Below are 24,240 nucleotides of genomic sequence, written 5' to 3'. Positions count from 1 at the left end.
CGGACGCGCGCTCAACGCGCGTGGAAAACCCCGGCGAAGTCGGCCTCGGCGAACTCGCCGGCCACCACGCCCTCGGCGGCGTAGCGGTACAGCGCGGTCTGGTAGATGCCGGACAAAGTCGCGGTGAAGACGGCGACCAGCACCGACCAGACGAGCGCGAGGCCGAGGCAGGCGAACAAGGTGGCCGCGCCGCCGCCGAGCAGGAAGCCGGCGAGCACCAGCACGGCGTAGCCCGCCAGGCTGAGGATGAAGCCGACCAGGCCGATCCCGATACCGCCGGCGGCGTTCTCTCCCCAGGTCCGGCGGAACAGCTCCACCGACCGCCGGACGCCGGCCTTCACGCCCGCACCTTCGAGCACGACGACGGGCAGCACGAGGAACGTCGTGAGCCGCCAGGCCAGGCCGATCAGTCCCGCGACGAACTGGCCGAGGAAGCCGAGCCGCTCCTCGATCGCGCGCAGGACCAGGCTGACCGTCGCGGAGATGGCGGCCCAGCCGAGCAGCGCCGGCCACCGGCGCGCGGCCGCGGCCAGGCCCGCCCCGACCGCCGGAACGCCGCCGCGGAGCGCGACGTCGGCCTGGGAGATCAGCGCCGCGTTGAAGAAGATCGCGACGAACGCCGAGACGACGTAGAAGGCGGCGAGCAGCACCCACGACCCGGCCGTGGGGCGGCCGCCGTCGGTGAGCTGGACGTGGGAGAGGAAGAACGCCGGCGTCAGGAACGCCCCGGCGACGAACAACCCGGCGAGGCCGGCCAGCACCGTGAACCAGGCCAGGCCCTTGTGGGCGCGCAGCACCCGCAACGAAGCCGTGAACAACGCGTACGAACGGGCGAGCTTGCCCATGGATTCCCCCGGAACGGTCTTGGTCCGGGAGAGCCTAGCGGTGGGCCGCCAGCGCGCTCGTGTAGACGCAGACCGCCGCCGCGGTGGCGAGGTTGAGGCTCTCCGCTTTGCCGTACAGGGGAATCCGGACCGCGAGGTCCGTCCGCTCGAGGACGTCGGCGGGCAGGCCGTGGGCCTCGTTGCCGAAGACCCACGCGGTCGGGGCGGCGAGATCCACCCGATCGAGTTCGGCGTCGGCGTAGCCGTGGGCGGCGAACGTCCGCAGGCCCGCGGCCGAACAGGCGGCCAGCGCGGCGGGGACGTCCCGGACCCGGGTGATCGGCAGGTGGAAGAGGCTGCCGGCGGCGGCGCGGACGCACTTGCCGTTGTGCGGGTCGACGGTGTCGCCGGCCAGGACGACCGCGTCGGCGCCCGCGGCGTCGGCGACGCGGATGACCGTGCCGGCGTTGCCGGGGTCGGCGACGTCGACGAGCACCACGACGAGCCGGGCGCCCGGCGTCACGGCCTCTTCGAGCGGCCGGTCGAGCAGCGCGCAGACGGCCACGATGCCCTGGGGCGTCACGGTTTCCGACAGCCCGTCCGCGGCGCGGTCGGTGATCGGCGAGACGGCGACGCCGGCCTCGCGGGCCGCGTCGACCAGGTCCGCGTGCTGCTCCGCCGCGCGGGCGGTGACGAACAGCTCGTGCACCGTGCCGCCGGCCAGCGCGGCCTCGACGGCGTTGGCGCCTTCGGCCAGGAAGCGGCCGGTCTTGTCGCGCTCCGCGCGCCGCGTCAACTTGCGCGCAGCAACGACCCGGGGGGTCCGTTCGGTGAACGGATCCGCCCCGGGCCGGGGAAAGCTGCCGGTCAGGCCGACTTCGCTTCGGTGTTCACGTTGGCCTTGGCGAGCTCGGCCAGCGCGGTGAAGGCGGCGGCGTCGTTGACGGCGAGGTCCGCGAGGATCTTGCGGTCGACCTCGACACCAGCGGCCTTGATGCCCTGGATGAACCGGTTGTAGGTCACGCCGTTGGCGCGGGCCGCCGCGTTGATGCGGGTGATCCACAGCTGGCGGAAGTCACCCTTGCGGGCACGACGGTCCCGGTAGGCGTAGTTGAGCGAGTGAAGCGTCTGCTCCTTGGCCTTGCGGTACAGCCGCGAACGCTGGCCGCGGTAGCCGCTGGCCAGTTCGAGAGTTGCGCGACGCTTCTTCTGGGCGTTGACCGCCCGCTTGACGCGTGCCACGGGTCCATCCTGTCGATCTCAGGGGGCGAGGGGGACGCCCCGGGTGGTTACAGCAAGTTCTGCGGGATCAGATGCCGAGCAGGCGCTTGACGCGGCCGGCCTCGGTCTTCGCCAGCTCGGTGGTGCCCTCGAGACGGCGGGTGAGGCGGTTCGACTTCTTCTCCATCAGGTGGCGGCGGCCGGCCTTCTGGCGGCGCAGCTTGCCCGTGCCCGTGACGCGGATCCGCTTGGACGTCCCGCTGTGGGTCTTCATCTTCGGCATTTCAGTCCTCTTTCGTGCGGCGGCTCACCGGAGATTCCGGTGAGCCGCTGACTCGTGCTGGTCGGCGCCTACGCGTCGGGGGTCGGCTCGGGGGCCGCCTCGGCCTTCGCCTTCGGCTTCACGTTCTTGTGCGGGGCCAGCACCATGATCATGTTGCGACCGTCCTGCTTGGCCGACGACTCGACGAAGCCGAGCTCCGTGACGTCTTCGGCGAGCTTCTGCAGCAGCCGGTAGCCGAGCTCCGGCCGGGACTGCTCGCGACCGCGGAACATGATCGTGACCTTGACCTTGTTGCCCGCCGCCAGGAAGCGCGACACGTGACCCTTCTTGGTCTCGTAGTCGTGCTGGTCGATCTTGGGGCGCAGCTTCTGTTCCTTGATGACGGTCAGCTGCTGGTTGCGCCGCGATTCGCGAGCCTTCTGCGCGCTCTCGTACTTGAACTTGCCGAAGTCCATGAGCTTGCACACCGGCGGGCGGGCCTGCGGCGCGACCTCGACGAGGTCGAGATCGTTCTCCTGCGCCAGGCGCAGCGCATCCTCGATCCGGACGATGCCGACCTGTTCACCGGCGGGCCCGACGAGTCGGACCTCCGGCACCCGGATTCGGTCGTTGATGCGTGTCTCGGAGCTGATGGGGCCTCCTTGGTCCGAGGAATGTTTCCTGTTCTCGTTCGACCTGGTGCCCACATAGCGAAGGCCCCGTCACCTGTCGGTGCGCGGGGCCCACTCTGTTTCCGATCGTGCCCCGGAGGACACTTCTTCACCCTGGACATGACGTCCGGGCGAGACCGGACCCGGACACCTGTACGGTGACGCGGGTGGGAGCGGGGCTCCACTTGCCGCCCCCGATCGCTCGGGGGCTGGTCGCTCGTGGAAGGGTACCAGACGTGTCAGAACAACCCCCCGAACAGCCCCCCTATTCCGCCCGGCAGCTCGAGGAGATCCCGAGCGTGGAGGTGATCAGCCGCGCGGCGGTGATGCTGCTGTCGGCCGGCGCCGAGCGGCTCGGCCTCGCCGACGAAGACCCGGAGACCTCCCCGCACCGCGACCTCGACGAGGCCCGCCGGTTGATCACCGCACTCGCCGGCCTGGTGACGGCTTCCGCCGAGTACCTCGGCCTGCACGCCGGCCCGTTGCGGGACGGTCTGCAGTCGCTCCAGAAGGCGTTCCGGGAAGCGTCCGTCGTGCCTGATCCGCCTGGTCAGGGGCCTGGGGAGAAGTACACCGGCCCGGTTTACTGAGCCTCCGCCCCGACCTTCGGCGGGGTACCGGACCCAGCGCCCCAAGGCGGCCTTCGGTGCGTCTCACGCACCGAAGGCCGCCTTGGGTGCATGAGACGCACCGTGGCACGGGCGGCTGGGGTGCCTGCGGGTCGCGGGGCGTCGCGAGTGGCGCGCAGGCGGTGCGGGCGGCGAGTCGGCGGTACCGGCCGCGCAGGCAACACTGGGCGCGCAGGTCGCGCAGACATAGGTAGAGCACCAAGGCCGATCAGCACCCTTGCTCTCCCGCCAACTCACATCTAACATGTTACATGTGAGTCTCCCCAAGGTCGTCCGCCCGCTCCTCCGCGACGAGGCGTACGACCACATCCGGCAGGCCATCGTCGACGGCTCCCTCCCACCCGGTGCCCCACTCCGCGACGGCGACCTCGCCGAGCAGCTCGGGCTCTCCAAGGCCCCCGTCCGCGAGGCCCTCCGTCGGCTCGCGGAAGAAGGGCTCGTCGACTCCAAGCCCCAGAGCTACACCCGCGTCTCCGAAGTGATGTCGCCCGACGTCCTCGACGCGCGGGAGATCGTCCGGGTGCTGCACGAGTTCGCCGTCCGGCAGGCTGCCGCGAAATGCCGCCCCCATGACATCGCCGCCATGCGGGCCGCCAATGATCGGTTCGCCAAGGCCATCGAGGCCGGGGACGTCAAAGCCGCGGTCAAGGCGGATGACGAACTGCACGACGTGCCCGTGCGGCTGGCCGGCAACGCCGCCGTCGCCGCGACGCTCGACCGCTACACCCCCCTGCTGCGCCGGCTGGAGCACGCGCGGTTCAGCTCCGCGCTCGCCTGGAACTCGGTCCTGCGCCACACGAAGCTCATCGACGCCCTCGAAGCCCACGACGCCGCCACCGCCGTCTCCGTGATCGCCACCATCTGGACCGACCTCCTGGAGGACCGATGACCCTCGCCGACTTCCCGCGCTACCCGTTGCTGTTCGGGCCGTCGCCGGTGCACCCGCTCGAACGGCTCACCGCGCACCTCGGTGGGGCCGAGATCTGGGCCAAGCGCGAAGACGTCAACTCCGGGCTCGCCTACGGCGGCAACAAGACCCGCAAGCTCGAGTACCTCGTCGCGGACGCCCTGAAAGAAGGCGCCGACACGCTCGTCTCGATCGGCGGCGTCCAGTCCAACCACACCCGGCAGGTCGCGGCCGCCGCGGCGCGGGCCGGGCTCAAGGCCGTGCTCGTGCAGGAAAGCTGGGTCGACTGGCACGATCCGCTCTACGACAAGGTCGGCAACATCCAGCTCTCGCGGATCCTCGGCGCGGACGTCCGGCTCGTGCAGGCCGGCTTCGGGATCGGGTTCAAGCAGGCCTGGGAGGACGCGGTCGCCGAGATCGAGGCCGGTGGCGGGAAGCCGTACGCCATCCCGGCGGGCGCCTCGGACCACCGGCTCGGCGGGCTGGGCTTCGCGAACTGGATCGTCGAACTGGAACGCCAAGAAGAAGAACTCGGCGTCTTCTTCGACACCGTGGTCGTCTGCTCGGTCACCGGCAGCACGCAGGGCGGGATGGTCGCCGGGGTGGCCGGGCACAAGAAGCGGCGCGTCCTCGGCATCGACGCCTCCGCGAAGCCGGCCGAAACTCGCGAACAGATCACGCGGATCGCGCGCGACACCGCCGAGCTGATCGGCGCCGGCGAGATCCCCGAGGTCGAGCTGGACGACCGGTACCACGCCGGGATCTACGGGATCCCGGACAAGTCCACTGTGGACGCGATCGAGACGTGTGCCCGGCTGGAAGGGATGATCACCGACCCGGTGTACGAAGGCAAGTCCATGGCGGGCCTCATCGACCTCGTCGGCCGCGGCGAGATCGGGAAGGACTCGACCGTCCTCTACGCCCACCTCGGTGGGCAGCTCGCGCTCAACGGCTACACGAGCGTCCTCGGCTGAAAACCGGTGGGCCGGGCGAAAACCCGGCCCACCGGGGGCTCAGTCCAGCACGCAGAGCACGTCGATCTCGACGAGCAGCTCGCCCGGGAGGCCGACGTACACCGTCGTGCGCGCGGCGTGCGGGCCGTCGCCGATCAGTTCGTTGTAGACCTCGTTGAACGGCGCGAAGTGCGCCGTGTCGGTCAGGTACACCCGGACCATGATCGCGTCGGCCAGGCTCGAGCCCGCTTCGGCCAGCACGGCCTCGATGTTCTTGAACGTCTGCCGGGTCTGGCCCACGACGTCGTCGCCGACGATCTCGTTCGTGGCCGGGTCGAACGCGACCTGGCCGGCGACCTGCAGCAGGTTCCCCTTGCGGACGGCCTGCGAGAACTTCGCCGGCGGCTTCGGCGCGTTCTCGGTGGAAACTGCCGTCTTGCTCATCAGTGCCCCTTTCCGTTCCCCGTCCATCCACTGTGGACGGAAGCTTCGTGCGTCGCCGCCCGCAGGTCCGGGACCAGTGCGAGCAGGCCTTCGTAGTCGAGCAGCACCTTCGGCACCGACATCGACGCCGCGGCCAGCACCTCGCCGTCCGCGCCGCGGACGGGCGCCGCGATGCAGTGGATGAAGTCCTCGTGCTCCGCGTTGTCGACGGCGTACCCGCGGTCGGCCACGCGTTCGAGCTCCGCCAGGAAGTCCGATGGCGTCGTGATCGTGTTCGGGGTCAGCGCCGGGTATTCGATGGACCGCGCGATCTCCTCGCGGCGGGCCGCGGGCATCGCGGCGACCAGCACCTTCCCCACCGCCGTGCAGTGCAGCGGCGCGCGCTTGCCGACGCGCGAGTACATCCGCACCGAGTGGCGACCTTCGTACTTGTCGATGTAGACGACTTCGCCGTCGTCGTAGCTGGCCAGGTGCACGGTGTGACCGGTGTGCGCGTTGAGCGCGGCCAGCGCGGGCTGGGCGCTGCGCCGGACGTCGATCGAGTCGAGCGCCTGGTTGGCCAGGTCGAACATGGCGCTGCCGAGCCGGTAGTACCGCGTGCCCTCGCGCCGGACGAAGTGGTGCTGTTCGAGGGTGCGCAGCAGCCGCAGCACGGTCGACTTGTGCACGCCGATCTCGTCGGCCAGGTCGTCGAGGGTGCGCGCGTCCTTCGCGATCGAGTTCAGCAGCGTCAGCGCGCGGTCCAAGCTCTGACTCACGTGAGCACCACACCCTCTCCGGTCAGCCGCGCGGCACGCCACTCGTCCGGGTCGGCTTGCAGCAGGGTAGCCACGACCGTGCGGGGCAGCGGTACCCCGACGTCGTCGTGGGTGAGCAGGGTCGCGGCGGCCTGCAGGTGCCCCTGGCGCAGGCGTTCCAGCGGGGAAGCGCCGCGCAGGGTCGCGGCGAGGAAGCCGGCGGCGAACGCGTCCCCGGCGCCGACCGGCTCGACGACGTCGACGCGCAGCGCCGGCGAGAACAGCGGCTCCCCTTCCACCAGGGTCGCGCCGCGCTCGCCGTGCTTGACGACGAGCGTGCGTGGACCCGGCAGGAGAGCGCGCAGTTCGGCCGGGTCGCCGGTCCCCCACACGCGCTGGGCTTCGTCGTCGCCGGTCAGCACGATGTCGGCCTGCCCGGCCAGTTCCGCGAGCAGCGCCGGGTCGCGGCCGGTCCAGAGCGCGGGGCGGAAGTTGACGTCGAACGAGATCAGCCGGTCACCGCGGGGCATCGCCAGGAGCGCGCGGACCAGCGCGAGGCAGCTGTCGGACAGCGCCGGCGTGATGCCGGACAGGTGGAGCACGCGGACGCCGCCGAGGTCGAGCCGATCGAGCAGCGACGGGCCCATCCCGGACGCGGCCGAGCCGGAGCGGTAGTAGCGCACCGGGCTCCCGCCGGCGCCGCTTTCCTTGATGTAGAGCCCGGTCGGGCGCGCCGGGTCGACGGTGCACGCACTGACGTCGACGCCGTGGGATCCGACCTCGCGCAGCAGGGCCCGGCCGAACGGGTCGTCACCGACCGCGCTCACCCAGCCGCTGGTCACCCCGAGCGCCGGCAGGTTGCAGGCCACGTTCGACTCGGCGCCGCCGATCGTGCGCAGCCACCGCTTCACCTCGTCCGGCGGACCGGGCTCGGCGGGCACGAACATCGCCATCGACTCGCCGACACACAACACCTCGGGCCCGCTCGTCACTGTCCGTCTCCCTGCCCTTCACCCCGTTGACCTGTGGCGACCCGGATGCTACACCTATGGCACTCAAAATGCGCAACAGTCGTTGCAACATACGCAACAGAGGTCGCCGCCGATGAACGACTGCACCATGAACACCGCCGCGCTCGCCGCCCTCCGCCAGGAGCGCGTCGACTGGCGCTTCCGCTCCGCCGCCCCCGCGCTGACCGGGCTCACCCTGGAAGACGCCGCGGAACGCCGGCTCAACCTCTTCACCGACGGGTTCTTCGCGCCCTTCGTCGTGATCGACGACGAAGCTCTCGAGCACAACCTGCGCACGATGGCCGCCTGGTGCGCCGCCCGCGGTGTCGTGCTCGCCCCGCACGGCAAGACGACCATGGCACCCCAGCTGTTCGCGCGCCAGATCGAGCACGGCGCGTGGGGCGTGACCTGCGCGAACGCCGGTCACCTCCGGATCTACCGGCACTTCGGCGTCTCGCGCATCCTGCTGGCCAACCAGCTCCTCGACCCGGCCGGCCTGCGCTGGCTGGCCGGCGAGCTGGCGGCGGACCCGGACTTCGAATTCCTCTGCTGGGTCGACTCGGTCCGCGGCGTCGAGCTGATGACCGAAGCACTCGCGGGCAGCGAGCGCCCGGTCGACGTCCTCCTCGAACTCGGTGCCGACGGCGGCCGCACGGGCGTCCGCGACACCGAGACCGCCTGGGCCGTCGCCGAAGCGGTGGACGCCAGCCCGGTGCTGCGGCTGCGCGGCACCGGCGGCTACGAAGGCGCCCTGTCGCACCACACCGACGAAGCCGCGCTCGCCAAGATCAGTTCCTATGTGGACGGCCTGCGCGACCTCGCGATCTCCTTCGCGGACAAGGGACTCCTCGACGGGCAGATCATCGTCACCGCCGGCGGCAGCGCCTACTTCGACCAGGTGGCGAACGAGCTGACCAAGCCGTGGCCGGACGGCCTCGACGTGCTGCCGGTGCTGCGCAGTGGCGCCTACCTCACCCACGACGACGGCTTCTACCGCGAGATCTCCCCGCTCGGCGACCACCCGCGCATCGACGGCGTCGAGTCCTTCCGGCCGGCACTGCGGGCCTGGGCGCAGGTGACGTCGAAGCCGTCGGCCGAGCTCGCGCTGCTGACCATCGGCAAGCGCGACGCGTCCTTCGACGAAGGCATGCCCGAGCCGCAGCTGCGCCGCACGCCGGACGGGCCCGCGGAGCCGCTCGAAGGCCACATCGTGGCGAAGATGAACGACCAGCACGCGTTCCTGACGCTGCCGCCGGGGTCGCCGGTCGAGGTCGGGGACTGGATCGGGCTCGGCCTCTCGCACCCGTGCACGGTGTTCGACAAGTGGCCGCTGCTGCCGGTGACGGCGGCCGACGGCGAAACCGTCGTCGACCTCGTCCGGACGTGGTTCTGATGGACGTCGTCATCAAGAACGCGCTGGTCGCCGACGGCACCGGCGACCCGCTCACCCGCCACGACGTCGGGCTCACCGGCGGCAAGATCGCGAGTGTCGCCGAAGCGGGGTCGCTCGCCGGACGCCGGACCATCGACGCCGGCGGGCTCGTGCTCGCGCCCGGGTTCATCGACATGCACTCGCACTCCGACCTGCAGCTGCTGGCCAACCCGGAGCACCCGGCGAAGATCACCCAGGGCGTCACGACCGAGGTCCTCGGCCAGGACGGGCTGTCCTACGCTCCCGTCGACGACACCGTGCTCGAAGCGCTCCGGCAGCAGCTCGCGGGCTGGAACGACGACCCGGCCGGGTTCGACTGGAACTGGCGCTCGGTCGGCGAGTACCTCGACCGGCTCGACCGGGGCATCGCCGTCAACGCCGCCTACCTCGTGCCGCAGGGCACGGTCCGGATGCTCGCCGTCGGCTGGGACGACCGCCCGGCCACCGGCGCCGAACTGGACCGGATGAAGGAGCTCGTCGCGACCGGCCTGGCCGAGGGCGCGATGGGGATGTCGTCGGGCCTGACCTACACGCCGGGGATGTACGCGGAGACGAGCGAGCTGGTCGAGCTGTGCCGGGTGGTCGGCGAGCTGGGCGGGTTCTACAGCCCGCACCACCGCAGCTACGGCAAGGGCGCGCTCGAGGCGTTCGCCGAGATGATCGACGTCAGCAGGCAGTCCGGCTGCCCGCTGCACCTCGCGCACGCCACGATGAACTTCTCGGTGAACAAAGGGAAAGCGCCCGGCCTGCTGAAGCTCCTCGACGACGCGCTCGACGACGGCTGCGACATCTCCCTCGACACCTACCCGTACCTCCCGGGCGCGACCTACCTGAGCGCGCTGCTGCCGAGCTGGGCCACCGAAGGCGGGCTCGACGCCACCCTGGCCCGGTTGTCCGATGCAGCCCAACGCGAGCGGATCCGCGCCGAGATCGAGGAGTCCGGTTCGGACGGTGCGCACGGTGTCCCGATCGACTGGGACGCCATCGAAATCAACGGCGTCCGCCACGAGCACAACGGCCACCTCGTCGGGCACAGTGTCGCCGCGTCCGCGCGCACGCAGGGCACCGAACCGGCGAAGCTGTACTTCGACACGCTCCTGGACGAAAAACTCGGGACGTCGTGCCTGATGCACGTCGGGCACGAGGAGAACGTCCAGGCGATCATGCGGCACCGCACGCACACCGGCGGCAGCGACGGGCTCCTCGTCGGCGCCCGCCCGCACCCGCGCGCGTGGGGCACGTTCCCCCGCTACCTGGCCCGGTACGTCCGCGAGCTGGGCGTGCTCGACCTCGCCGAGTGCGTCGCCCACCTGACCGGGCGGGCCGCACGGCGGCTGCGGCTCACCGACCGCGGGCTCGTCCGCGCCGGCTACGCCGCCGACCTGGTGCTGTTCGACCCCGAAACCATCACCGACACCGCCACCTTCGACGATCCCCGGCAGGCCGCCGCCGGGATCACCCACGTTTTCGTCAACGGCGTCACGGCCGTCGACGACGGAACCCCCACCGGCGCCCTCGCCGGACACTCCCTGCGCAACCCCCGGAGAGCTCGATGATCCACTGGCTGCAACACACCACGGGCGGGCTGCTGACGCTCGCCGCCGTCTCGATCGCCGTCCTGCTGGTGCTGATCATCAAGCTCAAGCTGGAACCGTTCATCGCGCTGATCGTGGTCGGCCTGCTGACGGCGCTGGCCGCGGGCCTGCCCGTCGGGACGATCGTCGGCTCGGCCCAGAAAGCGTCGGACTCCTTGCTGGAGAAGGGGTTCGGCAGCATTCTCGGGCACATCACGGCGATCATCGGCCTCGGCACGATCCTCGGGTCGATCCTGGAACGCTCGGGCGGCGCGAAGGTGCTGACCGGCGCGCTGCTGCGGTCGTTCGGCGAGAAGCGGGCGCCGCTGGCGATGGGCGTCGCCGGGTTCGTCTTCGGCATCCCCGTGTTCTTCGACATCGGCATCTTCGTGCTGGCGCCGCTCGTCTACGTCGCCGCGAAACAGGGCGGCAAGTCGCTGGTGCTGTACGCGATGCCGCTGCTGGCCGGTCTGTCGATCACGCACGCCTTCCTGCCGCCGCACCCCGGTCCGGTGGCCGCGGCCGGCCTGCTGCACGTCGAGCTCGGCTGGATCATCCTGATGGGCCTGGCCTGCGGCATCCCCGCGTTCCTGATCGGCGGCGTGCTCTACTCGACGTGGATCGGCAAGCGGATCGTCGTCGACGTGCCCGAGGAGATGGTCTTCGCCGAGGAGGACGGCGAGAAGGAGGAGAACCCGCCGTCGCTGGGCCTGGTCGCCGCGATCATCGCGGTGCCGCTGGTGCTGATCCTGGCCGGCACGTTCGGCAGCATCTGGCTGCCGAAGGGCTCCGCCCTCGCCGGGGTCGCCGCGTTCATCGGCACACCCGCGGTCGCGCTGACCGTCGCCGTGCTGCTCGCGTCCTGGCTGCTCGGGCTGCGGCGCGGGTTCACCGGCAAGGACCTCAACGAGCTGGCCGCGAAGTCGCTGCGGCCGGTCGCGATGATCCTGCTGGTCGTCGGCGCGGGCGCGTTCTTCGGCGCGGTGCTCTCGGCCACCGGGATCGGCAAGGCCGTGGCCGATTCGCTGCACGACGCCGGCCTGCCGGTGCTGCTCGCGGCGTACGTCATCAGCTGCGGCATGCGGATCGCGCAGGGTTCGGCGACGGTCGCCATCGTGACCACGAGCGGGATCGTCGCGCCGACCGTGGCGCAGCTCGGGTATTCGCAGATCCAGCTGGCACTGCTCGTGATGGCGATCTCCGCCGGGTCGATCATCGCCTCGCACGTCAACGACGGCGGGTTCTGGATCGTTTCGCGGTACTTCAACCTGACGGTGCCGCAGACGCTGAAGTCCTGGACGGCGCTGGAAACCGTGCTTTCCCTTTCCGGTTTCGGGGCTTCGGCATTGCTCATGGCCGTGGTCTAGACCATACTGGAGGGAAGCCGCCGCCCGAACCGTTGGGAGACAAAGACGATGACCGGACTTTCCCGTCGTACGTTCCTCGGTGCCGCCGCGGGGGCGAGTGCCGCGACCGTTCTCGGTGCGCAGTTCGCCACCGCGGCCACCACGTCGAAGGGCTGCATCGTCGGGGGAACCGTGTACATCGGCAGCTACACCAGCGGGGCGAACGGGCACGGCCTCGACGTCTCGAGCCGGACGGGCGCCACGCTCGGGCCCGTCCGGACCGTCCCCGGGATCACCGACACGTCGTGGTTCGACCGGAGCGCCGACGGCAAGACGCTGTACGTCACCAACGAAGGCGATCCGAACGGGTTCGTCTCGGCGCTGAACGTCGCCGACGCCGCGAACCCGAAGCTGCTCAACAAGGTTTCGTCCAAGGGCGGCGCGCCGACGCACCTGAGCGTGCATTCGAGCCAGAAGTACGTGCTGGCCGCGAACTACAGCTCGGGCAGCGTCGTCGTGCTGCCGATCCTGGCCGGCGGGAAGCTCGGCGCGGCGACGGATCTCGTGACGCACCAGGCCGATTCCGGGCAGGCCCACGCGCACCAGGTCGTCAACGACCCGACCGGGCGCTGGGTGCTGTCGGTCGACCTCGGCGCCGACTCGGTGTACGTCTACTCGCTCGACGTCGCCACCGGCAAGCTTTCCCTGCGCCAGCAACTGAAACTGCCCGCCGGCGCCGGGCCGAGGCACCTCGCGTTCGACAGGACCGGGAAGTTCGCCTACGTGCTGCAGGAGCTGCGGCCGGAGGTGACGGTGACGAGCTGGGACGCGGCCACCGGCACGCTGAAGGCGCTTTCCGTCGTCCCGGCCGTGCCCGCCGGGAGCACCGGCGAGCTGTACCCGGGCGAGATCACCCTGTCGCGGGACGGGAAGTTCGCCTACGCCACCGTCCGCGGCCCCAACACCCTGGCGACGTTCTCCGTCGCGGGTGCCCAGCTGAAGCTGATCTCCACCGTGCCGACCGGGGGCAACTGGCCGCGGCACGTGGCCCTCGACCCGGCCGAGAACTGGTTCTACGTCTCGAACCAGCGCTCCGGCACCGTCACCTGGCTGCCCCGCGACCCCGCCACCGGCCTGCCCGGCGCGGTCGCCGGCTCGCTCGCCGTCGGCAGCGTCAACTCCGTCCACTTCGCCTGACCTCAAGCCTCGTGAGTGGTAAGTCGGGTTAGAACCCGACTTACCACTCACGAGGGGTACCCACTGGAGGATCCATGAGACTGCGCCGCACCCTGCCCGTTTTCGCCGCGGTGGCCCTGCTGGCCGGCTGCGCGCCCACCCAGTCCGCGCCCGCGGCCGGCGGCGGGGACGACAAGACCGGCACCGTCCGCGTCTGGCTGTTCGACGAGGCCAACCGCGCGCCGAAGGAGGCCGCGGTCAAGGAGGCCATCACCGAGTTCAAGGCCGCGCACCAAGGCGTCGAGATCGACGTCCAGTGGGTGCCGGTCGAAGGCCGCGCCGACAAGTTCTCCGGCGCCTTCAACGACCCGAACAACGCGCCGGACGTCGCCGAGTTCGGCAACACCGACGTCTCCAGCTACGCCGCCACCGGCGCGCTGGCCGACCTGAGCGGCGACCTCTCGGCGTGGAGCGAGGGCAAGGACCTCATCCCGACCGTGCTCGACACCGCGAAGTCCGGCGGAAAGACCTACGGCCTGCCCTGGTACACCGGCATCCGCGCGTTGTACTACCGCACCGACGTCTTCACCGAGCTGGGCCTGAAACCGCCCACGACGCTCGCCGAGCTGACCGACACCGCGCGCCGGATCCGCGCCGCCAAGCCGGACCTCTACGGCATCTCCGTCGGCGGCAAGTACACCTACGCGATGCTGCCCTTCCTCTGGGCCAACGGCGGCGAGCTGGCCGAGGACAACGGCGGCAAGTGGAAGTCGGCCGTGACCGGCGAGCAGGCCAAGGCCGGCGTCACGCAGTACGCGTCCCTGCTCAAGGACGACATCTGCCCGCCGGCGCAGTGCGCGAACCTCACCGGCACGCAGAGCGTCACGGCGTTCGCGGGCGGCAAGGCCGGGATGACCATCGGCGGCGACTTCAACCGCAAGGCCGTCGAGCAGGGCGCGGCGAAGGTCAAGTACGCCGTCGTCCCGCTGCCGGGCACCACCGCGGGCAGCATCGCCCCCGCGTTCGCCGGCGGCAACCTGCTGGGTGTCTTCACTTCGAGCAAGCACCGCGGCCTGGCGCTGGAGTTCATCGAGCTGCTCGGCGGCGCGAAGTACCAGGAGAAGATGTACACCGCGATGGGCAACCTGCCGACGCTGGGCAGCGTGCAGCAGAAGCTCGCCGCGAACGACCCGTTCCTCAAGCCGTTCGTCGACACCCTGAAGTCGGGCACCAAGTTCGTCCCGGCGACCCCGGCGTGGTCGAAGATCGACAGCCAGAACGTCCTGCCGACCGCCGTGCAGCAGATCGCGACCGGCGGCAAGGACCCGGCGGCGGCGCTCACCGACGCCGCGGCCGCGATGGACAAGGCCTTCGGCTAGTGGTGGTCGTCCAGGAAGCCCCTTCCGTCACGGCTCCCGCGCGGAAGCCGCGGCGGAAGGGGGACGGGCGGGCCGCCGCGCTCTACCTCGCGCCGGCGGGCATCCTGCTCGCCGCGATGCTGGCCTACCCGATCTACCAGCTCGTCCTGATCTCGTTCTACGACTACGGCCAGCCGCAGGCCGCGGGCAACGCGCCGCTGGTGTTCCTCGGCTTCGCGAACTACGCCGATCTGCTGTCCCAGGCGCAGTTCTGGACGGTGCTCGCCAAGACGGTCGGGTTCGCCGGCGCCTGCGTCGTCGGCTCGCTGATCGTCGGCACCGGCCTCGCCGTGCTGGCTTCGCGGGTGCGCTCGCTCCCCCGGACGCTGTTGTTCCTGGCCGCGCTGGGCGCGTGGTCGACGCCGGCGATCGCGGCCTCCTACGTCTGGCTGTTCCTCTTCGACACCGACTTCGGCCTGGTCAACGAGGTGCTGACCGGGCTCGGGCTGCCGTTCGAGCACCACTCGTGGACGTTCGGCACGCTCGGCGCGTTCGGCCTGGTCGCCGCCGAGGTCATCTGGTGCTCGTTCCCGTTCGTGCTGGTCACGATGTACGCGGGGATCAAGGGCGTGCCGGACGAGGTGCTCGAGGCCGCGTCGCTCGACGGCGCCTCGGTGTGGCGCACGAGCTGGTCGATCGTGCTGCCGATGGTGCGGCCGCTGCTGATGATCGCGACCGTCCAGTCGATCATCTGGGACTTCAAGGTGTTCACCCAGATCTACGTGATGACCAACGGCGGCGGCGTGGCCGGGCGCAACCTCGTGCTCAACGTCTACGCCTACCAACAGGCCTTCGCCGGGCAGGAATACGGCCTCGGGTCGGCGATCGGAGTCGTGATGACGCTGTTGCTGCTGTCGATCACCGGGCTGTACGTCCGGTCGCAGCGCCGGAGCGCGGCATGGCTCTAGCCGTTCGCCGCCCCGGCCGGTTGATCGCCGAGGCCGTTACGATCGTCATCGCCGGGCTGATCGCGTTCCCGCTGTACTGGATGCTGCTCTCGGCGGTGAAGCCGCCGGGTGAGATCCAGTCGGCGAACCCCAAGCCGTGGACGTTCAGCCCGTCGTTCGACAGCTTTTCGCGCGTGCTCACGGTCTCCGGCTTCGGGCGCTTCTTCCTCAACAGCCTGCTCGTGGCCCTGGCCGTCGTGGCGCTGTCGCTGCTGCTGTCGTTCCTTTCGGCGGTCGCGCTGACGCGGTTTTCGTTCAAGGGCCGGACCGTGCTGCTGGTGATGACGCTGGTCGCGCAGATGGTGCCGGTCGAGGCGCTGACCATCCCGCTGTTCTTCCTGATGCGCCAGATCGGCGGCGCGGTGCCGGCGTTCGGGCTCAACGAGCTCGGCTCGCTGGTGCTGGTGCACCTGGCGTTCAGCCTGCCGTTCGCGATCTGGATGCTGCGCGGGTTCGTCGCCGCGGTGCCGGTCGAACTCGAAGAGGCCGCGAAGCTCGACGGCGCGTCGCGGATGCGGTTCACCTGGCAGATCCTGTTCCCCTTGGTGGCGCCCGGTCTGGTCGCGGTGAGCGTGCTCGCGTTCATCCACGCCTGGAACGACTTCCTGTTCGCCAAGACGTTCATCATCTCCAAGACCGAGAACCAGACGCTGCCGCAGGCGATCCTGGTGTTCTTCAAGCCGGAGGACACCGACTGGGGTGCGGTGATGGCGTCCTCGACGCTGATGACCATCCCGGTGCTCGTGTTCTTCGTCCTCGTCCAGCGACGACTGGTGTCCGGCATGGCCGGCGCCGTGAAGGGCTGACATGTCTTCCTTCGACACCCTGCTCCCCCGGCCGGTTTCGGTTGTCACGACCGAGGGTTCGTGCCCGTGGCCGTCCCCTGTGGACGTTCGCGCCGCCGACCTGCCGGCGGAGGGCTACCGGCTGGAGATCTCGCCGTCCGGCGTCGTGCTGTCGTGCGCCGACGCGGCCGGGGAGTTCTACGGGCGCCAGACCCTGCGCCAGCTCGCGGGCCCGGACGCCTTCCGCGCCGCCTCGCTCGAAACCGGGCTCACCCTCCCGTGCGGCGTGGTGGAAGACCACCCGCGGTTCGGCTGGCGCGGCTGCCTGCTCGACGTCGCCCGGCACTTCCGGACCAAGGCCGAGGTCCTCCGGTTCGTCGACCTGCTGGCCGCGCACAAGCTCAACGTGCTGAACCTGCACCTCACCGACGACCAGGGCTGGCGCTTCGACGTGCCGGAGTACCCGAAGCTGACGTCGGTGGGCGCGTGGCGGCCGTCGTCGATGACCGGCAGCGGAGGCGCGCAGGACGGGCGCCCGCACGGCGGCTTCTACACCGGCGACGACCTGCGCGAGATCGTCGCCTACGCGGCGGCGCGAGCCATCACGGTGGTGCCGGAGATCGACATCCCCGGCCACGCGCGGGCAGCGCTGGCGGCGTACCCCGCGCTGGGCACCGAGTCGTCGTACGAGATCTGGACGTCCTGGGGCATCAGCACTTCGCTGCTTTCGCCGTCCGAGTCCACTTTGGACTTCTTCCGCACGGTGTTCGACCACCTGCTGGAGATCTTCCCGTCGCCGGTGATCGCGCTCGGCGGCGACGAGACGCCGGGCGCGACCGACGAGCACCGCGAGTTCGTCCGGCTGCTGGCCGAGCACCTGGTGTCCCGCGGCCGGACGCCGATGGGCTGGGACGAGGTCCTCGACATCGGCGGCCTCCCCCCGATGGTGATCGGCTCCTGGCAGCACGAGGCCGCCGGCCTGCGGGCGGCCGAAGCCGGCCACGACGTCGTGATGTGCCCGGAGCAGCACGTCTACCTCGACCACCGCCAGGCCGAGCACCCCGACGAGCCGATCCCGGTCGGCATGGTGCACACGCTGGAGGACGTCTACGCGTACGAGCCGGCGCTCACCGGCCCGCGGCTGCGGGGCGTGCAGGCGCAGGTGTGGAGCGAGCACCTGGACACCGTCCGGAGGGTCGACTACATGGCGTTCCCGCGGCTGTCGGCGTTCGCGGAGGTCGCGTGGAGCGCCGGTGCGCGCGACTACGCGGAATTCCTCCCGCGGTTGCGTGACCACCACCTCCCCCGGCTCGACGCGCTCGGCGTCGAATACCGGCCGCTGGACGGACCGCACCCGTGGCAGACCCGGCCCGGGGTGCCGGGCCGGGCTCGCTGATCACGGCAGCAGCGTCACCGTCACCGACTTCGTCGGGCCGACGTTGCCCGCCGCGTCGATCGAGCGGTACTCGATGCGGTGGCGGCCGTAGCCCGGCTTGCGCTCGGTGAACGGGGACACCGTGAGCCCGTCCGGGCCGAGGTTGCCGTAGGCCAGGCCGTCGATCTCCGTGCCGCGCGGGGTGAACAGGTACGGCGCGTTCGGGTCGGTCGGCCAGCCGTAGTACTTGTGCCAGCCGTCGCCGTCCACGCGGAACTCCGGCATGCCGTCCGACGCCGTCAGCCGCATGGTGAACGAGCCGTGGACCACCTTGCCCGCCGGCACTTCCGCCGTCGTCGTCGGGCCGGTCGCGTCCACCGGCCAGGTCAGCGTCGTGCCGCCGGTCGTCGCGGTCAGCTCGTGCGCGCCACGGGTTTCCGCGAGGGCGTAGTCGGGACCGGTCGCGACCGGCTTGCCGTCGAGCGCCCAGCGGACCTGGGGAACCGACCCGGTCGGCTCGCCCGTCTCGACGTAGACGACGTCGTGCCCGCCGACCGGCTGCGCGGTGGGGGTCGACGCGACCACCGCCGGGCCGCTCGACGGCGGCGTCACCACGGAAGTGTCCACCGTCCAGGTGCGCGTGGCCGACGGCCGGACCGCCGGGTCGCGGACGAACGGCGTCGGGTCGGTCACCGTCGCCGTCAGCGTGTGCTTGCCCGGCTTCACGTGCGCCTGCCGGAGGTCGACCGCTTCGCGGCCCTTCAGCGTGACTCCGTCGAGGGTCCAGCGGACGTCCAGGCGGTGGTCGACGGGGTGCATCGTCCGCAGCCACACGACCCGGTCGGCGCCGATCGTCCCGGCCGGCGTGCCGCCGCTGACGAGCGGGACCTTCGCCGAGATCCGCTGCGTCATCCGCTCGCGGCCGACCTGGTCGAAGCTGTACCCGAGGGTTTTCATCATCGAGTGCTTGCTCGGCCGCCACACGCCGGTCTGCGTGTACAGCCCGCCTTCGAAGCGGCCGATCGGCCCGCCGGACTCGCTCGGCTCGCCGAGCCAGCGCCACCACTTCGCGTGCTGGTCGCGCAGCTGCTTCTCGGTCAGCAAGGTGTGGTGGATCGAGTCCGGCTCGCCGCCTTCGTAGGCGCCACCGGGGACCGCACGCGCGTAGTAGTCGTATTCGTCGTCGAGACCGCCGAGCGAGTGACCCAGTTCGTGCGGCGAGATGAGCGCGGAGAGCGCGTTGCCGCCCGACGCCGTCGCGTACGAGCCGCCCGCGCCGCCGTAGGTGCTGCTGTTGCCCAGCGCCAGGATCTGCCGGTTCGCCGGGGACGTGCCGGGCACGAGGTCGGCGTACCGCTGCGCCGCCGCGTCGTCGACGGTGAGCAGGCGCTGCACGCTCTGCGGGTTGCAGCCGCCCCAGAAACCCATGTTCAGCGGGGTGTTCTTCTTCGGCGCGTCGAGCGAGGGGTCGCAGTCCACACCGGACTCGGGCGACGCGATCGACACCGCGTAGACGTTGAAGTAGCTGCGGTAGGACTTGAACGGCTCGAGCGACCAGAGGGTGCTGACGTGCCGCTGGACGTCGGCGAAGAACTTGGGCTGTTCGGCGGCGGTGTACCCGTCACCGAGGACGACGAGGTTGAACCGCTGCGAGACAGGCCCGGTCACCTGGACGTCGGTGACGGCACCGGCCGGCTCTTCGGCTTGGGCCGGAGCAGCGGCTCCGGCGGCGATCAGCAGCGCGGCGAAGAATCCGGCCCACATCCGCATGGCGGCACTCCCCTGGTCGGTGATCGTCCCGGTGTACCGCACGGGGTGCGCCGCCGGAACCGCCGGAAGTCGGAGGCTCGCCGTATAGGTCGTTATACAAACCGCAGCCGCCACCGCCGCACTCACCGGGCGTGGTCAGCTCCGCGTGCCCGTTCCTGGGCGTGACCGACCTCAGCGGCGCGACGGGGGGACGCTTCCTACCTCTACGCCGCGGAGGCGCAACCCGACCAGAGCGGCGGGTACACGACCTACCGCTGCGACTACGCCAACCAAGGCGATCCCCGCCTGGCGAACCAACTGGTGGTCAACGTCTTCCCGGGCCACGGCCAGACGCGGCTCGCGGAGCTGGACCTGTCCCCCACCCGAACCGACGTCTACGCGACCCTCGCCCGGCTCCTGCTCGACCGGCTGTAGCTCAAACCAGCCGGTACCAGACCTCCGGTCGCCCGACCTGGCCGTAGTGGGGCTCGCGGTGGGCCATCCCGTTGTCCGCCAGGTACTCCAGGTACCGGCGGGCCGTCACGCGCGAAGCACCGATCGCCGAAGCCGCCGCGCCCGCCGAGAGGCCTTCCGCTGCGCCGGAAAGCGCGTCCCGGATAGCTTCGAGGGTCTGGACGCTCATCCCCTTCGGCAGCGGCGGCTGCTCGGTCGTGCGCAACGCGCCCAGTGCGCGGTCGATCTCGGCCTGGCCGGTCACCTCGCCGGACGCGTCGCGGAACTCCGAGTAGCGCTCCAGCTTCTCGCGCAGGGTCGCGAACGTGAACGGCTTGAGCAGGTACTGCACCACCCCGACCGACACCGCCGCCTTCACCAGTCCGAGGTCCCGCGCCGACGTCACCGCGATGACGTCGATCGGGAGGCCGGCCGCGCGCAGGGAACGGCAGACCGCCAGGCCGTGCGTGTCGGGGAGGTAGAAGTCCAGCAGCACCAGGTCGACCGGCTCGCGTTCGCAGAACCGGAGGGCGTCGCCGCCGGAATGCACCACGCCGGCCACCGAAAAGCCGGGGAGCCGTTCGACGTACACGCGGTGCGCTTCGGCCGCCACCGGCTCGTCCTCCACCACCAGCACCCGGATCACCGGTCCGCCTCCTGCCGCGGCAGCCGCACGGTGAACACCGCGCCCCCGTCCCGTCCGACGTCGACCGTACCGCCGTAGCGGCGCACCGCCTGCCCGACCAGCGCCAGCCCGAGGCCGTGGCCGTCCTCCGCCTTCGTCGACCAGCCGCGGCGGAACACGTCGGCGTCTTCGGGGACGCCGGGCCCGGTGTCGGCCACGCGCAGCAGCAAGCCGTCGTCCTCGGAGCGGGCCGTGACGACGACCTTCGGGTGCCCGCTGCCGCGCACCGCCGCATCGATGCCGTTGTCGATCAGGTTGCCGAGGATGGTCACCAGGTCGCGGGCGGCGACCCCGAGCGAGACGTCGTCGATCACGGTGTCCGGCGTGACGGTCAGCTCGACCCCGCGCTCGCTCGCCTCGGCCGCCTTGCCCAGCAGCAGCGCGGCGAGCACCGGCTCGGCGACGGCGCCGACGACCCGGTCGGTCAGCTCCTGCGCCAGCGCGAGCTCGGCCGTCGCGAACTCCACCGCCTGCTCGGGCTTTCCGATCTCCACCAGGGAAACGACCGTGTGCAGCCGGTTCGCCGCCTCGTGCGCCTGCGACCGCAACGCCTCCGCGAGGCCGCGCGCGGTGGTCAGCTCCCCGGTCAGCGTCTGCAGTTCGGTGTGGTCGCGCAGGACGACGACGGTGCCCTGCGCGCGGCCGCCCGAGCGGACGGCGGTCGTGCTGACCAGCAGGACGCGGGCGTCGGTCAGGTGCAGTTCTTCCGCGCGGTTTTCCGAAGAGCTGAAGGCCTCGGCGAGTTCGTCCGGCAGGCCCAGCGCGGAGAGTTCGCGTCCGACGGGATCGGCGTCGAGACCGAGGAGCGTGCGCGCGCCGTCGTTGCAGAGCCCGATCCGCCCGTCGCGGCCGACGAGCAGCACGCCTTCGCGGACCGAGTGCAGCACGGCTTCGTGGTACTCGAAGAGGTTGCTCAGCTCGTCCGGCGCGACACCCCGGGTCTGGCGCCGCAGCCGCGCGCTGATGAGCCAGCCGCCGAGCGCGCCGACCAGCAGGACCGCACCCGCCACGCCGAACAGCGGCCACAGCCGCTCCCGCAGTTCGGCCGAGATCGCCGCGACCGTGATGCCGACCGCGACCAGCGCGATCACCCGGTGGCCGGTGCCGAACACCGGCACGACCGTGCGCACCGACGGGCCGAGCGAGCCGGTGTAGGTCTCGGTCAGCACCTCGCCCCGCTGCGCCTTGTCGATCGTCCCGATGTAGTGCTGGCCGATCAGCGCCGGGTTCGGGTGGGTGTAGCGGATCCCGGCCGGGCTCATGATCGTGATGAAGTCGACGCCGGTGTCGGCCTGCACCCGCACCGCGAACGGCTGCAGCGTCGCGCTCGGGTCCGCGGTCGCCACCGCACCGGCGACGGTCGGCGCGTCCGCGACCGTCGAAGCGACCGCGCGGACCTGGTCGCGCGCGTTCTCGTCGACCGCGCGGGAGGCGTCGAGGTAGGCGAAGGTGATGCCGGCGCCGGCGAGCACGCAGAGCACCACCAGCTGCAGCACGAGCAGCTGGCGGGCCAGGCTCCAGCGGGACCGCATCGTCGGGGGCACCTCCTCATACCAGCACACGCGCACCCGGTGTCCGAACGGGACGGTCGCGAACTCAATGAACACAAGTGAGCCGGGTCACCGAAGTGCGCCTACAGTGTGCCGCAACCTGGAACACCCCTGAGCTGGAGGCAACGGTGCCGACCCCACCGACCACGGAGGAGACCCCGCGCAAGCGGGACAAGACCCACTACCTGTACCTGGCCGTGATCGTCGCGGTCCTGCTCGGGATCCTGGTGGGCTTCCTCTTCCCGGGCTTCGCCAAGGGCCTCAAGCCCCTCGGCGACGGCTTCGTCAACCTGATCAAGATGATGATCTCCCCCATCATCTTCTGCACCATCGTCATCGGCGTCGGCTCGGTCGCGAAGGCGGCCAAGGTCGGCAAGGTCGGTGTGATGGCACTGGTCTACTTCATCGTGATGTCGACCTTCGCGCTCGCCATCGGCCTGGTCGTCGGCAACCTGCTGCACCCGGGCACCGGGCTGCACCTCAACCCGGCCGACGTGAAGAGCGTCCAGAAGTCCGCCACCGGCGCCGAGGGCCCGGTCGACTTCCTGCTCGGCATCATCCCGAAGACGCTCGTCTCCGCCTTCACCGAAGGCGAAGTGCTGCAGACGCTGCTGGTCGCGCTGCTCGTCGGGTTCGCGCTGCAGAAGCTGGGCCCGAAGGGCGCGCCGATCCTGCGTGGCGTCGAGCACCTCCAGAAGCTGGTCTTCCGGATCCTGGCGATGATCATGTGGGCCGCCCCGATCGGCGCGTTCGGCGCCATCGCCGCAGTGGTCGGCGCGACCGGCTGGGCCGCGCTGAAGAGCCTGGCCGTGATCATGATCGGGTTCTACGCGACCTGCCTGGTGTTCGTGTTCGTGGTTCTCGGGCTGGTGCTGTGGTTCGGCGCCCGCGTCAACATCCTGAAGCTGCTGCGCTACCTCGGCCGCGAGTTCCTGCTGATCCTGTCGACGTCGTCGTCGGAGTCGGCGCTGCCGCGGCTGATCGCGAAGATGGAGCACCTCGGCGTCGACAAGTCCGTCGTCGGCATCACCGTGCCCACCGGCTACTCGTTCAACCTCGACGGCACCGCGATCTACCTGACCATGGCGACGCTGTTCATCGCCGCGGCGCAGGACGAGCCGCTGTCCATCGGCGCGCAGATCGGCCTGCTGGTCTTCATGATCATCGCGTCGAAGGGCGCCGCGGGCGTCAGCGGTTCCGGCATCGCGACCCTGGCGAGCGGCCTGCAGTCGCACCGGCCGGAACTGGTCAACGGCGTCGGCTTCATCCTCGGCATCGACCGGTTCATGTCGGAGGCCCGCGCGCTGACGAACTTCGCCGGCAACGCCGTCGCGACCGTCCTCATCGGAAACTGGACGAAGGAGTTCGACCGCGAACAGGCCCAGCGCGTGTTCGCCGGGCAGGCACCCTTCGACGAAGCCACGATGGTGGACGAAGAGCGGGAACCGGAACCCGCGGAAGTCGCGGCGAAGTAGCACCACCGACGTTCGTGCTCATGCCCCCGCTGAGCACGAGCCACCGCGGGCCGCGGTGCGAGTCCCCCCGACCTCGCACCGCGGCCCGTTCCACGTCAAGAGCGGAACTTTCATAGGGAAAGTGCCGCTTTGGGCGGCCTCAGGCCACGTCGTAGGCGACGCGGGCGGCGGCGATGTCCTCGCGGTGCCGCTCCGCCCAGCCGAGCAGGCCGCTCAGCGACTGGTACAGCTCCTTCGCCATCGGCGTGGCTTCGTACTCCACGCGCGGCGGGACGGTCGGGTAGATCGTGCGCTCCAGGAGGCCGTCGCGCTCGAGGTTGCGCAGGGTCAGCGTCAGCATGCGGCGGCTGATCCCGTTGACCGCGCGTTCCAGCTCGGTGAACCGCACGGGCCCGCGAATGGCTTCCAAGAGGATGCCGATCGCCCATTTCCCGCTGATCCGGTTGATGACCTCCAGCACCGTGCAGACATCGAGTTTTTCCGGGTCGATCTCCGTGACCTGGACAGGTACACCGATGTTCCCCTGGGACATGGAAGTGCCTCCTTACGCGCGCCCCCATGGTCACACATGATGAGCACTGTTACAAGAAGTGCCCTGGCACTGACCAGGGACAACG

24 protein-coding genes are annotated in these 24,240 nt (G+C 70.7%); 12 read left to right on the top strand and 12 right to left on the bottom strand.

All coding sequences use genetic code 11. From position 1 onward, the window contains the following. Window positions 1-11: 11 nt before the first annotated feature. The 5 genes from SD460_RS33100 to infC form a co-directional block, all read right to left on the bottom strand. Entirely contained in the window at window positions 12-845 is an 834-nt protein-coding gene (locus SD460_RS33100) for a DUF6159 family protein (protein WP_318307199.1), read from the bottom strand. Between the two features lie 34 nt (window positions 846-879). Continuing rightward, the gene (locus SD460_RS33095) at window positions 880-1,695 is read right to left on the bottom strand and encodes a TrmH family RNA methyltransferase (protein ID WP_438860857.1); all 816 of its coding nucleotides are present in this window, start codon (window positions 1,693-1,695) and stop codon (window positions 880-882) included. Further along, on the bottom strand, window positions 1,692-2,066 hold the full coding sequence (rplT, locus tag SD460_RS33090; protein ID WP_086672344.1) for a 50S ribosomal protein L20: 375 nt from the start codon (window positions 2,064-2,066) through the stop codon (window positions 1,692-1,694). The genes SD460_RS33095 and rplT overlap by 4 nt, the downstream gene beginning before the upstream one ends. A 67-nt stretch (window positions 2,067-2,133) precedes the next feature. After that, window positions 2,134-2,328, bottom strand: a complete 195-nt coding sequence (rpmI, locus tag SD460_RS33085) for a 50S ribosomal protein L35 (protein ID WP_086672342.1) — start codon at window positions 2,326-2,328, stop codon at window positions 2,134-2,136. A 68-nt stretch (window positions 2,329-2,396) separates the two neighbouring features. Then, window positions 2,397-3,014, bottom strand: coding sequence for a translation initiation factor IF-3 (gene infC / locus SD460_RS33080; RefSeq protein ID WP_043780275.1), 618 nt, complete (start codon window positions 3,012-3,014; stop codon window positions 2,397-2,399). 200 nt (window positions 3,015-3,214) lie between these two features. On the opposite strand from infC, the gene SD460_RS33075 reads away from it, so the two are divergent. The 3 genes from SD460_RS33075 (at window position 3,215) to SD460_RS33065 (ending at window position 5,488) form a co-directional block, all read left to right on the top strand. Next, window positions 3,215-3,568, top strand: a complete 354-nt coding sequence (locus tag SD460_RS33075) for a DUF1844 domain-containing protein (RefSeq protein WP_290054054.1) — start codon at window positions 3,215-3,217, stop codon at window positions 3,566-3,568. 292 nt (window positions 3,569-3,860) lie between these two features. Beyond that, window positions 3,861-4,496, top strand: coding sequence for a GntR family transcriptional regulator (locus SD460_RS33070; RefSeq protein ID WP_354670612.1), 636 nt, complete (start codon window positions 3,861-3,863; stop codon window positions 4,494-4,496). After that, window positions 4,493-5,488 carry a 1-aminocyclopropane-1-carboxylate deaminase gene (locus SD460_RS33065; RefSeq protein ID WP_290054050.1) on the top strand — a complete coding sequence of 332 codons (996 nt, stop codon included), beginning with the start codon at window positions 4,493-4,495 and terminating at the stop codon, window positions 5,486-5,488. Before SD460_RS33070 ends, SD460_RS33065 begins: the two co-directional genes overlap by 4 nt. A gap of 39 nt (window positions 5,489-5,527) precedes the next feature. Here SD460_RS33065 and SD460_RS33060 read toward each other — a convergent pair whose 3' ends face one another. The 3 genes from SD460_RS33060 to SD460_RS33050 are packed head-to-tail and all read right to left on the bottom strand — an operon-like array spanning window position 5,528 to window position 7,601. Further along, on the bottom strand, window positions 5,528-5,911 hold the full coding sequence (locus SD460_RS33060; RefSeq protein ID WP_290054049.1) for a RidA family protein: 384 nt from the start codon (window positions 5,909-5,911) through the stop codon (window positions 5,528-5,530). Continuing rightward, window positions 5,911-6,669, bottom strand: a complete 759-nt coding sequence (locus SD460_RS33055) for an IclR family transcriptional regulator (RefSeq protein WP_318307198.1) — start codon at window positions 6,667-6,669, stop codon at window positions 5,911-5,913. Before SD460_RS33055 ends, SD460_RS33060 begins: the two co-directional genes overlap by 1 nt. After that, window positions 6,666-7,601 (bottom strand): sugar kinase, encoded by a 936-nt coding sequence (locus SD460_RS33050; RefSeq protein ID WP_438860585.1) that lies wholly within the window; start codon window positions 7,599-7,601, stop codon window positions 6,666-6,668. Before SD460_RS33050 ends, SD460_RS33055 begins: the two co-directional genes overlap by 4 nt. A 151-nt stretch (window positions 7,602-7,752) precedes the next feature. Here SD460_RS33050 and SD460_RS33045 point away from each other — a divergent pair, with 151 nt between their 5' ends. From SD460_RS33045 to SD460_RS33010, 8 genes are all read left to right on the top strand, one after another. After that, window positions 7,753-9,051 carry an amino acid deaminase gene (locus SD460_RS33045; protein WP_290054044.1) on the top strand — a complete coding sequence of 433 codons (1,299 nt, stop codon included), beginning with the start codon at window positions 7,753-7,755 and terminating at the stop codon, window positions 9,049-9,051. Beyond that, window positions 9,051-10,646 (top strand): N-acyl-D-amino-acid deacylase family protein, encoded by a 1,596-nt coding sequence (locus SD460_RS33040; protein WP_290054042.1) that lies wholly within the window; start codon window positions 9,051-9,053, stop codon window positions 10,644-10,646. The genes SD460_RS33045 and SD460_RS33040 overlap by 1 nt, the downstream gene beginning before the upstream one ends. Then, on the top strand, window positions 10,643-12,031 hold the full coding sequence (locus tag SD460_RS33035) for a GntP family permease (protein ID WP_290054040.1): 1,389 nt from the start codon (window positions 10,643-10,645) through the stop codon (window positions 12,029-12,031). Before SD460_RS33040 ends, SD460_RS33035 begins: the two co-directional genes overlap by 4 nt. Before the next feature lie 48 nt (window positions 12,032-12,079). Continuing rightward, entirely contained in the window at window positions 12,080-13,207 is a 1,128-nt protein-coding gene (locus SD460_RS33030; RefSeq protein ID WP_290054038.1) for a lactonase family protein, read from the top strand. A gap of 74 nt (window positions 13,208-13,281) precedes the next feature. Beyond that, window positions 13,282-14,565: an extracellular solute-binding protein gene (locus SD460_RS33025; protein WP_290054036.1), complete on the top strand. Its 1,284-nt coding sequence runs from the start codon at window positions 13,282-13,284 to the stop codon at window positions 14,563-14,565. After that, entirely contained in the window at window positions 14,565-15,512 is a 948-nt protein-coding gene (locus tag SD460_RS33020; protein ID WP_438860584.1) for a carbohydrate ABC transporter permease, read from the top strand. Before SD460_RS33025 ends, SD460_RS33020 begins: the two co-directional genes overlap by 1 nt. Further along, window positions 15,503-16,357 (top strand): carbohydrate ABC transporter permease, encoded by an 855-nt coding sequence (locus SD460_RS33015; RefSeq protein WP_290054035.1) that lies wholly within the window; start codon window positions 15,503-15,505, stop codon window positions 16,355-16,357. The genes SD460_RS33020 and SD460_RS33015 overlap by 10 nt, the downstream gene beginning before the upstream one ends. Window position 16,358: 1 nt before the next feature. Next, entirely contained in the window at window positions 16,359-17,732 is a 1,374-nt protein-coding gene (locus tag SD460_RS33010) for a beta-N-acetylhexosaminidase (protein ID WP_290054033.1), read from the top strand. On the opposite strand, the gene SD460_RS33005 is transcribed toward SD460_RS33010, so the two are convergent. From SD460_RS33005 to SD460_RS32995, 3 genes are all read right to left on the bottom strand, one after another. Next, window positions 17,733-19,523: a M64 family metallopeptidase gene (locus tag SD460_RS33005; protein WP_290054031.1), complete on the bottom strand. Its 1,791-nt coding sequence runs from the start codon at window positions 19,521-19,523 to the stop codon at window positions 17,733-17,735. A 373-nt stretch (window positions 19,524-19,896) separates the two neighbouring features. After that, on the bottom strand, window positions 19,897-20,559 hold the full coding sequence (locus SD460_RS33000) for a response regulator (protein WP_290054029.1): 663 nt from the start codon (window positions 20,557-20,559) through the stop codon (window positions 19,897-19,899). Further along, window positions 20,556-22,130 carry a sensor histidine kinase gene (locus tag SD460_RS32995; RefSeq protein ID WP_290054027.1) on the bottom strand — a complete coding sequence of 525 codons (1,575 nt, stop codon included), beginning with the start codon at window positions 22,128-22,130 and terminating at the stop codon, window positions 20,556-20,558. Before SD460_RS32995 ends, SD460_RS33000 begins: the two co-directional genes overlap by 4 nt. A gap of 146 nt (window positions 22,131-22,276) precedes the next feature. On the opposite strand from SD460_RS32995, the gene SD460_RS32990 reads away from it, so the two are divergent. Next, on the top strand, window positions 22,277-23,623 hold the full coding sequence (locus SD460_RS32990) for a cation:dicarboxylate symporter family transporter (RefSeq protein ID WP_290054025.1): 1,347 nt from the start codon (window positions 22,277-22,279) through the stop codon (window positions 23,621-23,623). Between the two features lie 139 nt (window positions 23,624-23,762). On the opposite strand, the gene SD460_RS32985 is transcribed toward SD460_RS32990, so the two are convergent. Next, the gene (locus tag SD460_RS32985) at window positions 23,763-24,155 is read right to left on the bottom strand and encodes a winged helix-turn-helix transcriptional regulator (protein ID WP_290054024.1); all 393 of its coding nucleotides are present in this window, start codon (window positions 24,153-24,155) and stop codon (window positions 23,763-23,765) included. Between the last annotated feature and the right edge of the window lie 85 nt (window positions 24,156-24,240).

Origin of the sequence: Amycolatopsis solani, from assembly GCF_033441515.1 — a bacterium.
Lineage (GTDB): Bacteria > Actinomycetota > Actinomycetes > Mycobacteriales > Pseudonocardiaceae > Amycolatopsis > Amycolatopsis solani.
This window is presented reverse-complemented; position numbering and strand designations above follow the sequence as displayed.